We start from the raw sequence: 14257 nt of genomic DNA, 5'->3' as shown, positions 1-14257 counted from the left end.
TGAGGTGGAGATTCATACACAATATGATGTAAAAGTCATATTGATCGTTTCAGAGGAGGATTTTTTTCGAAATGGATTTAGTAATTTCTTCGATTTCTCAAGGGATATTATGGGGTGTATTATCTCTAGGATTATTCATTAGTTTTCGAATTTTAAATATTGCAGATATGACGACTGAGGGGAGCTTTCCTCTTGGTGCTGCCACTTGTGTGATTTTGATTCAACAAGGGGTGAACCCGTTTTTAGCAACGCTTGTAGCCATGATTGCTGGAGCGCTTGCTGGTGGTGTGACGGCGTTCCTTATGACGGTTTGTAAAATCCCAAGTTTATTAGCAGGGATTTTAACAATGACGTCTCTCCTATCGATTAACTTACGAGTGATGGGAAAAGCGAATATTACACTACTTGGGCAAGATACCATTTTTAGTGCACTTTCAAAACTAGGCTTACCAAAGTATTTTGACATCATCATTATGGGGCTTATCATTATTGGATTTTTAATCTTCTTGATGTACTGCTTCTTCAAAACAGAATTTGGACAAGCGCTCATTGCAACAGGGGACAACGAAAAGATGGCATGTGCACTTGGAATTAACACGCGTAAGATGACAGTATTTGGTTTGATGTTATCAAACGCTCTGATTGCTTTAGCGGGTGCGATTTTAGCACAAAATAATGGATATGCAGACGTGAACTCAGGTCTTGGAACCATTGTTATTGCATTAGCTGCAATTATTATCGGTGAAGTCATTTTCGCCGACGAATCATTCGTTGGACGTCTTGTCTGCATTCTATACGGATCGATTATTTACCGTTTACTATTAATGCTTGTATTATTACTCAATGTCTTCCAAGCAAACGACTTTAAACTCATCTCAGCAGCACTCATTGCATTCTGTTTAACAGTGCCGCAAATGAAAAGTTGGATTCAGGAAAAGAGCACACGTCATAGAAAGGGGGAAAATTAAATGAGTATCGAAATTCAGCATTTATCAAAAACATTTTTCCCTGGAACATCTCGTGAGCATAAGGCATTAAAACTCGTCAGCTTATCGATTCAAGAAGGAGACTTCATCACGATTGTTGGAGGAAATGGTGCCGGGAAATCGACTTTCCTAAACGCGATTGCTGGTAATTTTTCTTTAGACGAAGGAACGATTTCATTTGGAGGTCATCAAATTGAGCGTACTGCGGATTTTGAACGCGCAGCCTACATTAGCCGTGTCTTCCAAGACCCAATGCAAGGAACAGCTCCTCGGATGACAGTGGCTGAAAACTTAGCCTTAGCAAACCGCCGAGGTCAAAAACGTAGCATCTTTAAAATGTCTTCTAAAGAAGAGTTGCAACAATTCGAAGCCTTACTAGCCCCTCTAGGACTTGGATTAGAAGATCGTCTTCATACGGAAATCGGACTCTTATCAGGAGGGCAGCGTCAAGCCATCTCACTCCTCATGGCAACGATGAACGCTCCAAAACTATTACTATTAGACGAACATACAGCGGCGCTTGACCCGAAAACACAGCGCAAGATTATGCAGAAAACACAAGAAACCATCGAAGAAAAAAACTTAACCGCTCTTATGATTACACACAATCTATCTGACGCGATTCATTTTGGAAACAGACTTATTGTCATGCATCGTGGAGAAATCGTACGCGATTTTGTTAAAGAGGAAAAAGCAGCATTAACAGAGGAAGAACTATTCCGTTTAATGAATGCTCTTGATGAAGCGGACTTACAAGGTGAATAAAAAAAGGAAGAAGTGAAAGAATTTTCATTTCTTCCTTTTTTTATGGACGGACTTTGATATAATGAAAGAGAATAAATTGTAAAGGATGAGTGCAAGTGGAGTTTTGGAGTCATTTGAACCCTAGGAGATACCGCAAATCAGGGTATATTACTATTGGCGCATTAATCGGTGTACTAGCAGGTAGTGCGGTTAGTTTATTTAGATATATGATTGGTTTTATTTTAGAACAAGTAGTAAACGTCTATTTATTTTTGAGAGAACAACCGCAATGGATTCCTGTATGGATTCTGTTTAGCCTTGCAATGGGGATTATTTTAGGGCAGATTGTAAAGAGTGATCCTGATATTAAAGGGAGTGGGATTCCACAAGTAGAATTACAACTTCAAGGAAAGATGGATATGAATTGGTGGTCTGTCTGCTGGAAGAAATTTGTAGGTGGAGCGATTTCGATTGGGTCAGGACTCTTGCTTGGACGTGAAGGGCCTTCGATTCAATTAGGAGCATCGGTTGGTCAAGGAGTAGCAGAGACATTTAAGGCAAATCGGGTACAGAAGAATGTGTTTATTTCCAGTGGAGCTGGTGCCGGCCTTGCTGCAGCGTTTAATGCTCCGATTGCTGGACTTATGTTTGTATTAGAAGAAGTTCATCATACCTTCAGTCCACTTGTAGCCGTGACAACTCTAACAGCAGCAATCGTGGCTAACTTTATTTCATTAAATGTCTTTGGGACACATCCATCTCTTAACCTTGGGAATGACCAACGTTTTCCGATGGAATATTATGGGTATGTTGTCCTTCTTGGCATTGTCCTTGCAATTTTTGGATTAGCGTACCATCGTCTCACGTTAGCTTTGCCAAAGATTTACAAGACACTTTTTCCAAAAGTGGTACCATATAATTACTGTCTCATTGCCTTTATGTTGATTATTCCTCTTGGCATGTGGAATCCTCATGTTTTAGGCGGTGGTGGTGAGTTAGTATTAGCACTCGTTAAAGAAAATCATACTGTTCAATTTTTAGTGGGGCTATTTGTGATTCGTTTTGTCTACTCAATGATTTCATACGGAACAGGACTTCCTGGGGGGATTTTTTTACCGATTCTTTCACTCGGAGCTCTTCTTGGATTGGCATATGCTGAATTCCTCATTGAATTTTTAGGGGTAGACCCAAGTGTACGCGTTAGCTTTGTGTTCTTTGCGATGGCAGGGTATTTTGCGGCGATTGGGAAAGCACCTCTAACAGCTTTACTGCTTGTAACAGAAATGGTGGGAGGATTGAACCAATTAATGCCGCTTGGAATTTGTACTTTAGTGGCGTATATTGTGGCTGACTTCTTGAAAATGGATCCAATTTATGAAGTGTTGGCAGAACGTTTAGATAAAGAACATTCTACAACTACCAAAGGAGAACGAACGACTTTTGAAATTCCAATTATGGTGGATAGCCCTCTGGTAGAAAAAGAAATCCGAGAAGTGGAGTGGCCAAAAGAGATTATTATTGCAACCATAAGACGTGGTGCTAAAGAAATAGTGGCAAAAGGAGATACGATTCTTCTGTCTGGTGACATCTTAATTGTTGTGTGTGATGAAGGTATAGTGGGTGCAATGACCGAACAAATGACTAAAATTGCAAGTGCCATCTAGAGATATTTCAAAATAAATGGTATACTGTTGAAAAGTCAAGAGGTGAAGATGAATGAGTAACTCAGGGAAAAATTTTCAAAGAACATTTAACCAATATGTCAGAAGAAACCAAGGTTGGGTATTTATTATTCTAACGCTTGTAATATTATTTTTATCAGTATTTATCTTCCGAAGTTTCTCGAAAACAACATCAACTCCATTAGAGAACTATCAAGATCAAATGACGAAAATGCAAGAACAAATTAATTCTCAAGCGGAGAAGATTCAACTCCTCGAAGAGCAAATAAAAAAATTACAGGAAAACACAAATTAGAATAAACACCTAGATGCGATCGTATGAAAGTATCTAGGTGTTTTCGTTATTGAGTTGATCAAAAATATGATGTAGTTTTTCCTGTAATTGATAAAACTTTATTTTATCTGGTTTGCCTTCCTTTAAATAGAAAGAGTAAGGAATTTCTATTTGTAGAGCTTCAACGCGTTCTTGCTTTCCAAATGTGGCAACAATACTTCCTCCTGAAAAAGGAATATCTAAACGAGTAGGTAGGTCTTGTTCTTGAAATAGATCTTCGATTCTTTTAAGAGAATTCTTACTGATAGAAGTCTGTTTCCGGCTCCCGAGTATCATTTCATGAGAAGGAAAAAAGGAGTCGTCATAACTGTGTAAATCTAAAAGAAAAACCTGTTGGTGAATGCTTAATTTTTGAGTTAATATCTCTTCAATTTTACGATAGTAAGGCTCGTAATAATTTTGAATCCACTGTCTTTGTTTTTGTTTTGAAGGGAAGTTTTTAAATAGAGGTGTCCCTTCTTCATCGGTTCGAGGAATAATCGGTTGAATGGAGTGTTTCTGTGTCGGCTTAAATCGATTCACATCAACAATGTATCTGGACACAGTAGCTTGGATGATTGTATAAGAATTAGCATCGGCTAATTCAGGAAGGAACCAATCTGTATGATTTCGTTTGGCAAGTGGATTACAAAGAATTTCTATTTCATCTGGAATATGGAGCCCACTATGAGGAATAGACAGTAAAAGAGCGCTATTAGAAAGTTCGTTTTGAATATACAAAGACTCACCTACTTTCGATTTTCTAATAGTCCTAGTATAGCAAACGATAGGAAGATTGTGTATAATTGGATTTATCTGAAAAGGAGTGACGATTATGGCTGAAATTAAATTAGTACCAAGAAGTGAAGTAGATCCTTCTATTACATGGGACATGACTTTACTTTATCCAAACGACGAAGCGTTTTACGCAGAGTTGGACAAACTAAAGAAAGAAATGAAAGATTTCAAAGAAAAATATGAAAACAAATTAGGGGATTTAGAAGTATTAGATGAAGCGATTCGCCAATATGAAGCGATTGAATTAGCAGTATACCGTGCTTCTCATTATGCGGAATTACCAATGACCGTAGACCGCTTGAATCCGAAAGTGGTTGAAAATGCGACAGCATTTGAAGCAGTCAGCGTTTCCTATGCGGAAAACATGAGCTTTGTAATGACAGAACTCATTTCATTAGACGAAGACTTCTTAAACAAGTTCGTAACCCAGAAGAGATCAGATTTAGCATACTTTGTAGAGAAAGTGATTCGTCAAAAGAAACATACGCTTTCTAAAGATGCAGAACAAGTGCTATCAAACTTAAGCAGCTTACCAAGTTTCTATCAATTATATGAAGTAACAAAACACGAAGATATGCAATTCGAGTCATTTGAAGCAAATGGAAAGACACTTGAAAATAGCTTCGTATTATACGAAAACTTACATGAAATGGACGCGGACAAAGAAGTTCGTCGTGCTGCGGCGAAGAGCTTCTACAAAACATTGAATGCCTATAAAAATACCGTTGCTAATGAATACATTTCTAAATTGAAGAAAGAAAAAATGATGGCAACCATGCGTGGGTATGACAGTGTCATTGACTACTTATTAGACGAACAAGATGGAGACCGTGAATTATATGACCGTCAAATTCGTATGTTGATGACAGACCTAGCGCCTCATATGCAACGCTATATTAAATTATTAGCAAAAGAGCATGGCATTTCTGATATGCAATTTATGGATGCAAAAATCAACTTGGATCCAGAATTCGAAGTGGATATGACGATTGAAGAATCTCGCGAGTACTTGAAGAAAGCTTTAGGCATTCTTGGCGAAGACTATAAAGCGATGATTGACGAAAGTTATGACAAACGCTGGACAGACTTCCCGCAAAACATCGGTAAGAGCACGGGTGGTTTCTGTGCAACTGTTCCAAACGTTGCTGGATTTATTCTATTATCATGGACTGGTAAAATGAACGAAGTATTCGTGTTAGCGCACGAATTAGGACATGCATACCACTTCATGTCAACAGGAAAACATCAATCTATTTTAAACAATGAATGTTCATTATACTTCGTTGAAGCTCCTTCAACATGTAATGAAGTTATTGTTTCAAATTACTTACTTAAAACAAGTACAGACGCTAGATTTAAACGTTGGGTCATCAGCAATATGATTAGCCGCACGTACTTCCACAACATGGTAACGCACTATATGGAAGCTGTGTACCAAGATCGTATTTATAAGATGATTGATAATAACGAAATGTTGAATGCGGATGTATTGTCAAACGTGAAAAAAGAAGTGATGCAAGAATTCTTTGGAGATAGCCTTGTTGTAAACGATGGGGCAGAGCTAACATGGATGCGTCAACCTCACTACTACATGGGATTATATCCATATACGTATTCAGCAGGTCTCACAATCGGTACTGCAATTGCCAACCAAATCGAAGAGAACCCTGAACATGCTAAAGTATGGTTAGATACATTATCCAAAGGTGGAAGCATGTCTGCCAAAAACTTAGCGATTCATGCTGGTTGCGATGTTTCAACAGATGAACCATTGAAACAGGCAATTGCTTACGTTGGACATTTAGTAGACCAATTAGAAAGCTTAACAGAAGAATTAAAAGCATAATCATAGTAAAAAAACGCGCTACAATCGTAGCGCGTTTTTCTATTTTAAGTGATAAATATATATATTAACTTGAGATAAAGATAATTCTCTTTCAAAATGTTCAAATAAATTCATGTATTTTTCTTTGTTGTCTAATTTTACCAAAGAATTTCACATTGAGCACCTACCGTATCTTGAAAGGATTCGACAGGAGCTTGATTGGTTACAATATAGTCAATGGCATTGTAATTAGATAACTTGAAGTAATGACTCGTATTGAATTTTGAGTGGTCAGCAAGTAGTACAGCAACGTCAGAATTTGCAATCATCTGTTGTTTAAAAAGTGCTTGACTATGATTAGCCTCATAAGCAGCGAAACGATCAAGCCCTCGACAGCTCATAAAGCAAATATCTGCATGGAAATTATTGATAAAACCCGTCGCAAAATCTCCCAAAGCCGAGTTTGTTCCATAGCCGATATGTCCCCCGCAAAAGAACAAGGTTATATTTTCATAATTGTTCAACTTACGCGCAATTTCAATCCCGTTTGTAATGACACGTAAATTTTGAAGAGTTCCTAAGTGAGGAGCGAGTGTGGCGCACGTGGATGAACTATCGATAAAAATCGATTGGTTATCTGTTAAAAAAGTGGAGGCCGTTTCGGCAATTTGTTGTTTTTCCTGAGTTTCTTCATGAGTTCTGCTATCGTAAGCGTATTCAATATTGTTTGTAGTAACAAGTCGAACTTCGCCATGAGAACGTATGATTTTACCTTCTTTTTCCAATTTAATCAGGTCACGCCTCAATGTAGAGGTGGAGCAATACATCAACGCTTCCAATTGGAAGGTTGAGATGATTTTCCTTTTCGTGAGAATATCCATAATACGGGACATTCGCTCGAAAGATACCATAATAAAACCCCCTAGTTGAACGTTTTTGAACATTTATGAACAAATTATAGCACAATACTTGAAGGATGTTCAATAGTTCATCCACGTATTGTATCCGCTTTCTTATGTTGCTAATATATTAATCAGAAAGGGATGATACTATGAATTTTGATGAACAAGTAGTACGCGAACAAATTTGTGATGTGTGTCATAAAATGTGGCAACTAGGATGGGTAGCTGCAAATGACGGAAATGTCTCAGTTCGTATTGATGAGGATACCATCATCGCAACACCAACAGGTATCAGTAAGAGTTTTATCACTCCTGAAAAACTCGTTAAATTAAATATGAAAGGGGAAGTAATTGAAGCCAACGAAGGCTATCGTCCTTCAAGCGAAATTAAAATGCATATTCGTTGCTATGAAGAACGCGACGATGTGAAATCTGTTGTTCACGCACATCCGCCAATTGCAACCGGATTTACATTAGCGCATATTCCATTAGATACTTATTCACTAATTGAAAGTGCAATTGTTATCGGTTCAATTCCAATTACACCATTCGGGGTTCCTTCAACAATGGAAGTTCCAGATGCGATTACACCATACTTACAAGAACACGACGTGATGTTACTTGAAAACCATGGTGCTTTAACAGTGGGTAGTGATGTAATTACAGCATACTACAGAATGGAAACATTAGAACTTGTGGCTAAATCAACTTTCCACGCAAGAATGTTATTACTAACAAAAGGCATTGAAGAAAAAGAAATCTCAAGAGAAAAATTAGAGCAAATGTTCAAGATGCGCGAAAACTACAAAGTAACAGGACGTCACCCAGGATATAAGAAATATAATCCTGACGGAACTGTTCGTGAAGTGTAGAAGAATAGGAGGAACAAAAATGATTCAACATCCACGTATTGGGATTCGCCCAACTATTGACGGTCGTCGCCAAGGAGTTCGCGAATCGTTAGAAGTTCAAACAATGAATATGGCGAAGAGTGTCGCTGCTTTAATCGAGTCTACATTGAAATACCCTGATGGACAACCAGTTGAGTGTGTAATCTCACCTTCAACAATTGGTCGTGTACCAGAAGCAGCAGCATCTCACGAACTATTCAAAAAATCAAACGTGTGTGCAACCATCACAGTAACACCTTGCTGGTGCTACGGTAGTGAAACAATGGATATGTCTCCTGATATTCCTCATGCTATTTGGGGGTTCAATGGAACAGAAAGACCAGGGGCTGTATATTTAGCAGCGGTTCTTGCTTCTCACGCTCAAAAAGGAATTCCAGCTTTCGGGATTTACGGTAAAGATGTTAAAGAAGCATCTGATACAGAAATTCCTGAAGACGTTAAAGAAAAAATCTTACGTTATGCTAGAGCAGCTCTAGCTACAGGATTAATGAGAGATACAGCTTACTTATCAATGGGTAGTGTATCAATGGGTATCGGTGGTTCCATCGTAGATCCAAACTTCTTCCAAGAATACTTAGGAATGCGTAACGAATCAGTAGATATGACTGAATTCACTCGTCGTATTGACCGCGGCATTTACGATCATGAAGAATTCGAACGTGCACTTAAATGGGTGAAAGAAAACGTTAAAGAAGGATTCGATCGCAACCGTGAAGACCTAGTGTTAAGCCGTGAAGAAAAAGATAAACAATGGGAATTCGTGATTAAGATGTTCATGATTGGACGTGACTTAATGATTGGTAACCCAAGACTTGCTGAACTAGGCTTCGAAGAAGAAGCAGTTGGTCATTATGCTCTTGTTGGTGGATTCCAAGGTCAACGTCAATGGACAGACCACTTCCCTAACGGAGACTTCATGGAAACATTCCTAAACACTCAATTTGACTGGAACGGAATTCGCAGACCATACATCTTCGCAACTGAAAATGATGCGTTAAACGGTGTATCAATGCTATTCAACTACTTATTAACAAACACTCCACAAATCTTTGCGGATGTTCGTACTTACTGGAGTCCAGAAGCTGTTGAACGTGTAACAGGTCATAAACTTGAAGGCCATGCTGAAAATGGATTCTTACACTTAATCAACTCTGGTTCTTGTACATTAGATGGTACTGGTCAAGCTACAAGAAACGGTGAACCAGTGATGAAACCATTCTGGGAATTAAATCAAAGTGAAGTAGATGCAATGCTTGCAAATACTGACTTCCCAGCAGCAAACCGCGAATACTTCCGCGGGGGCGGTTACTCAACTCGCTTCTTATCTAAGGGAAATATGCCTGTAACAATGGTTCGCTTGAACTTATTGAAAGGTGTTGGACCTGTATTACAAATCGCAGAAGGATACACACTTGAATTACCTGAAGATGTACACCATACATTGGATAACCGTACAGATCCAGGTTGGCCAACAACTTGGTTTGCTCCTCGCTTAACAGGTAAAGGTGCATTCAAGTCAGTATATGATGTAATGAATAACTGGGGTGCAAACCACGGTGCAATCTCTTATGGACATATTGGAGCTGACCTTATCACTCTTGCTTCAATGTTACGTATTCCTGTAAATATGCATAACGTTTCAGAAGAAGATATCTTCAGACCTAAGAACTGGTCATTATTCGGAACAGAAGATTTAGAATCAGCTGACTACCGTGCATGCCAATTATTAGGACCTATTCATAAGTAATAGAAAGGAGAGACTAAAATGACAAAAACAATTATTTTAGCCTGTGTCGGTGGATTGACAACAAGTATGCTCGTTGAACGCATTCAAGAAGTAATTTACCGTGATAAATTAGATTACTCATTCTACTCAGTAGGGATTACTGGGATTGATACTCTAAAAAATATTGATGTCTTATTATTAGGACCTCAATTAGCTTATTTAGAAGAAAAAGCAAAAGCTTCATTAAACGTTCCAGTTGCTGTAATTTCAGACGATGACTTTGAAAACATGCGCGGAGAAGAAGTTCTAAAACAAGCGATTGAATTATTAGGTTAAGCCAATGAGCGAAACAAAAAAAGCAGATACGCAACGATTGATGCAACTGATTGTCAAAAGTAGCAAAGTAACGACTTTAGCAATGCAATCCGTTAAGAGTGCTCTTGCAGGTGATATTTCATCTGCAAGAAGCCTCCTTGATGAAGCAAGAGTTAAAGGAGTTGAAGCGCATAATGTTCAAACAGAAATGATTCAGCAAGAAATTAGAGGCGAGGGCGGTAGCCCAACACTTCTTTCTGTTCATGCACAAGATCATTTTATGAACAGCCATTTGTTGCTAGAAGTTGTGAACATCATCGTTGGGCAACAAGAACAAATAGAAGCGCTGAAAGAGCGTATTACAAAACTGGAACAGGTAGGTGAAATGCATGAGTAATCCAGTTATTCTTGAAATGAAGGGGATTGTAAAGTCGTTTGGGCCTGTTAAAGCCCTAAAAGGTGTAGATTTCGACTTAAGAACAGGTGAAGTACACGCACTAATGGGTGAAAACGGTGCTGGTAAATCAACTTTAATGAAAGTGTTGACCGGTATTTATGGAGCAAACGAAGGAACAATTCACTATAACGGAAAACAAGTAGAATATTCGAAACCAAAAGAGGCTATGGACGATGGGATTGTAATCGTGCACCAAGAGTTGAATATGATGAACCACTTATCAGTGGCTCAAAATATCTTCATCGGTCGTGAAGAAATCAATAAAGGATTCTTCATTGATGATAATGCCGGAAACAAAAAGGCAAAAGAATTATTCAAATTGTTGAAACTGGATATTAATCCACAAGAAAAAGTGGGAAACTTAACAGTTGGTAAACAACAAATGGTTGAAATTGCGAAAGCGTTGTCAATGGACGCGAAGATTATTGTTTTCGACGAACCAACAGCAGCGTTAACAGAATCAGAAATTAATGAGTTGTTCGCAATTATTGATGACTTACGTGCTAAAGGTGTAGGTATCATTTATATTTCTCACCGTATGGATGAAATTGCCCGTATTACGGACCGTGTAACGGTTATGAGGGACGGGGAATATGTTGGAACTGTAAATACAAAAGAAACGACGAAGGATGAAATCATCGCAATGATGGTTGGTCGTACTATTTATGAAGATCCGAAAGCGGTTTCTGCAGTGCCAGAAGGTGCACCAGTTGTATTAGAAGTGGAACATTTAAACTCAGGAAGCCACGTAAAAGATGTAAGCTTTGTGCTTCATAAAGGTGAAATCTTAGGGTTCTCTGGATTAATGGGAGCGGGTCGTACAGAAGTAGCTCGTTTACTATTTGGAGCGGATAAGAAAGATAGTGGAACTATTAAAATTAATGGTAAAGAGGTTGATATTAAAAATCCTCAAGATGCTATTAAAGAAGGTATCGGATATCTTTCAGAAGACCGTAAACGTTATGGATGTATCGTGGATATGACTATTGCCAATAACACAGTAATGACGAATTTAGATAAGTACATCAAAGGTGGTTTAATTGATGACGGTGAAATTGTGAAAGTCAGCGATGAATTCGTTAAACAATTAAGAACGAAAACACCATCATCAAAACAACTAGTTCGTAACTTATCAGGTGGTAACCAACAAAAAGTTGTTATTGCGAAATGGCTAGAACAAAATAGCGATATTCTAATTTTTGACGAACCAACTCGAGGAATTGACGTTGGTGCGAAAAGTGAAATTTACTCATTAATGAATGAACTGGTTGCTCAAGGAAAATCAATCATTATGATTTCATCTGAGCTGACAGAAATTTTACGTATGAGCGATCGGATTGTTGTCATGTGTGAAGGTCGTAAGACAGGGGAACTTGATATCAGTCAAGCAACTCAAGAACGCATCTTAGCATTAGCAACAGATCGATAAACGAGGAGAGGTATAGATATGGAAGAGAAAAAGTCTCTATGGACGAAACTGGTAAAATCAGTTGGTTTACAAAAGTTAATTGCATTAATCGCGTTGATCGTGATTTTCACATTCTTTGCAGTCTCAAGTGAATCGTTCCGTTCGTTTGATACAGCGGTCAGCATTTTAGACGCATCTTATTATATTGGGTTCTTAGCAATTGGGGTAACATTCGTTATTATCACCGGTGGTATTGACTTATCAATCGGTACAGTAATGATGTGTTCTGCCATCATCGGTGGAGTGCTCCATACAAAAATGGGTTGGCCTTTATGGCTAGCATTGTTGGCAATATTAGTGATTGGAGGTGTATTTGGATTATTCAACGGAATTTTAATTGCAAAATTTGGATTACCACCATTCATCGCAACGCTTGGTACAATGATGATTTCACGTGGTTTAAGTTCAATCATGTCTAACGTACAAAGTGTGACATTCCCATTACGTGGAACAGGAGAAGGTTGGTATAAAGACTTATTCCGAACGCAAGATAATTTTCCGACCGGATTGATCGTTTTGATTGTCGTAGCAATTATTGCAGCCATTGTTTTAAATAAAACAAAAATTGGTCGTTACATTTTCGCCATTGGTTCAAATAAAGAAGCTACTAGACTTTCAGGTGTAAACGTTATCAAATGGGAAGGTATGGCTTATGTTATCAGTGGACTTCTTGCTGGGCTTGCTGGTATTGCATATGCTGCAACGTATTCAACAATCCTTCCTGGTACAGGGAACGGTATGGAACTTGATGCCATTGCCGGAGTTGTAGTTGGTGGTACTTCACTTGCTGGTGGGGTTGGTTCTGTTGTTGGTACTATCATCGGGGTATTCATTATGTCTGTCTTGAAGATTGGTTTACCATACATCGACTTACAACCACACTATCAATTATTCATCACAGGTTTCGTTGTAATCGTTGCCGTTTACTCAGATATCTTAATCCGCATGAATAAGAAAAAATAAGTTTGATATTGTACACAATGAGTTGGAAAGACTCCTTCTTAGAAGGATCAAAAAGGACATATAAAGGAGAAAACATTATGAAAAAGTCATTCAAATATGCTATTGCAACTCTAGCTTGTGCTTCTGCATTATTAGCAGGATGTACATCAAATAAATCAAATGCTGATGGTGGAAAAACTCAATCAAGCGGCGACTTCAAAGTAGAAGTGATCGCAAAAGGTTTCCAACATGACTTCTGGAAAGCTGTTAACAAAGGTGCTGAAAAAGCAGCTCAAGAATTTGGGGCTAAACTTACATTCGTAGGACCTCAAAATGAAACAGCTATTGCAGAACAATTGGAACAATTAAATAACGCGATTAACAAAAATCCAAAAGCAATCGCTTTAGCTGCATTAGATACAGAGGCAGAATTAGATGCGATTAAACAAGCACAATCTAAAAATATTCCTATTATTGGATTTGACTCAGGGGTTCCAGGGGCACCAGAAGGAGCAATTAAAGCGACTGCTTCTACAGATAACCATGCTGCTGGAGGAAATGCAGCAGAACATATGTTCCCTCTAATCGAAAAGAAAATTGGTGATACTCCTGTTCGTATCGGTGTTGTTTCTCAAGAAGTGAACTCACTTTCAATCACTCAAAGAACAAAAGGTTTCATTGATAAAATGGTTGAATTATTAAATAAAAAAGGTATTAAAACCGCTGTAACTGGACATGACAAATTCAAAAACGATGTAAATGAAGCAGATGCTAAAGTCGTTATCGAAGTTCGTGTTCCAGCACAAGTTGATGATGCTGCAGGTAAAACTGAAGCTTCTACAGTTCTTGAAAAAGAAGACACTATCGCAATCTATGGTTCTAACGAATTCGCTGCAAAAGCAATCATCAATGCTAACGGCGGTTTCAAAGAATCTAAACTTGGCGCAGACAAGATCTTAGCTGTTGGGTTCGACTCAGGTGCATTACAACAAGATGCTATCCGTAAAGGAATCTTCGTTGGTTCTGTAACTCAAGACCCAGTTCAAATTGGGTACCAAGCTGTTAAATTAGCAATTGCAGCAGCTAAAGGTGAAACAGTTAAAGATGTGGATACTGGTTCTAAATGGTATGACGCTAAGAACATCGATAGCGATGAAATCAAAGCTTTACTATACGAATAAAAAATAG

General features: G+C 38.3%; 14 protein-coding genes. 12 read left to right on the top strand and 2 right to left on the bottom strand.

The genetic code is table 11. From position 1 onward, the window contains the following. Positions 1-71: 71 nt before the first annotated feature. From Q0594_RS01755 to Q0594_RS01740, 4 genes are all read left to right on the top strand, one after another. Complete coding sequence (locus Q0594_RS01755; RefSeq protein ID WP_298729324.1) at positions 72-968, top strand: ABC transporter permease; 897 nt, start codon at positions 72-74, stop codon at positions 966-968. After that, positions 969-1751 (top strand): ATP-binding cassette domain-containing protein, encoded by a 783-nt coding sequence (locus Q0594_RS01750; protein ID WP_298729323.1) that lies wholly within the window; start codon positions 969-971, stop codon positions 1749-1751. It begins immediately after the preceding gene. Between the two features lie 95 nt (positions 1752-1846). Then, on the top strand, positions 1847-3394 hold the full coding sequence (locus Q0594_RS01745) for a ClC family H(+)/Cl(-) exchange transporter (protein WP_298729322.1): 1548 nt from the start codon (positions 1847-1849) through the stop codon (positions 3392-3394). Between the two features lie 52 nt (positions 3395-3446). Next, a complete protein-coding gene (locus Q0594_RS01740) occupies positions 3447-3707 on the top strand; it encodes a hypothetical protein (RefSeq protein ID WP_005606913.1) in 261 nt (86 codons plus the stop codon). 33 nt (positions 3708-3740) lie between these two features. Here the strand turns inward: Q0594_RS01740 and Q0594_RS01735 are convergent, their stop codons facing one another. Continuing rightward, positions 3741-4466 carry an N-formylglutamate amidohydrolase gene (locus tag Q0594_RS01735; protein WP_298729321.1) on the bottom strand — a complete coding sequence of 242 codons (726 nt, stop codon included), beginning with the start codon at positions 4464-4466 and terminating at the stop codon, positions 3741-3743. A 94-nt stretch (positions 4467-4560) separates the two neighbouring features. Here Q0594_RS01735 and pepF point away from each other — a divergent pair, with 94 nt between their 5' ends. After that, positions 4561-6369 (top strand): oligoendopeptidase F, encoded by a 1809-nt coding sequence (gene pepF / locus Q0594_RS01730; protein ID WP_298729320.1) that lies wholly within the window; start codon positions 4561-4563, stop codon positions 6367-6369. A gap of 137 nt (positions 6370-6506) precedes the next feature. Here the strand turns inward: pepF and Q0594_RS01725 are convergent, their stop codons facing one another. Next, the gene (locus Q0594_RS01725) at positions 6507-7259 is read right to left on the bottom strand and encodes a DeoR/GlpR family DNA-binding transcription regulator (RefSeq protein WP_298729319.1); all 753 of its coding nucleotides are present in this window, start codon (positions 7257-7259) and stop codon (positions 6507-6509) included. A gap of 140 nt (positions 7260-7399) precedes the next feature. Between Q0594_RS01725 and Q0594_RS01720 the strand changes: the two genes are divergently transcribed. The 7 genes from Q0594_RS01720 (at position 7400) to Q0594_RS01690 (ending at position 14250) form a co-directional block, all read left to right on the top strand. Next, a complete protein-coding gene (locus Q0594_RS01720; protein ID WP_298729318.1) occupies positions 7400-8122 on the top strand; it encodes a class II aldolase/adducin family protein in 723 nt (240 codons plus the stop codon). 19 nt (positions 8123-8141) lie between these two features. After that, positions 8142-9908: an L-fucose isomerase gene (locus Q0594_RS01715; protein ID WP_298729317.1), complete on the top strand. Its 1767-nt coding sequence runs from the start codon at positions 8142-8144 to the stop codon at positions 9906-9908. Positions 9909-9926: 18 nt separating this feature from the next. Continuing rightward, positions 9927-10223 (top strand): PTS sugar transporter subunit IIB, encoded by a 297-nt coding sequence (locus tag Q0594_RS01710; protein WP_298729316.1) that lies wholly within the window; start codon positions 9927-9929, stop codon positions 10221-10223. A gap of 4 nt (positions 10224-10227) precedes the next feature. After that, complete coding sequence (locus Q0594_RS01705; RefSeq protein ID WP_298729315.1) at positions 10228-10599, top strand: PTS lactose/cellobiose transporter subunit IIA; 372 nt, start codon at positions 10228-10230, stop codon at positions 10597-10599. Then, positions 10592-12088 carry a sugar ABC transporter ATP-binding protein gene (locus tag Q0594_RS01700; RefSeq protein WP_298729314.1) on the top strand — a complete coding sequence of 499 codons (1497 nt, stop codon included), beginning with the start codon at positions 10592-10594 and terminating at the stop codon, positions 12086-12088. Before Q0594_RS01705 ends, Q0594_RS01700 begins: the two co-directional genes overlap by 8 nt. An 18-nt stretch (positions 12089-12106) precedes the next feature. After that, complete coding sequence (locus Q0594_RS01695) at positions 12107-13090, top strand: ABC transporter permease (RefSeq protein WP_298729313.1); 984 nt, start codon at positions 12107-12109, stop codon at positions 13088-13090. Positions 13091-13167: 77 nt separating this feature from the next. Next, entirely contained in the window at positions 13168-14250 is a 1083-nt protein-coding gene (locus Q0594_RS01690) for an ABC transporter substrate-binding protein (protein ID WP_298729312.1), read from the top strand. The last annotated feature ends 7 nt before the right edge of the window (positions 14251-14257 follow it).

It is taken from the genome of uncultured Granulicatella sp., from assembly GCF_938030755.1.
GTDB lineage: Bacteria > Bacillota > Bacilli > Lactobacillales > Aerococcaceae > Granulicatella.
Note: the sequence above shows the minus strand (reverse complement) of the source record. Positions and strands in the feature narration are given on the sequence as shown.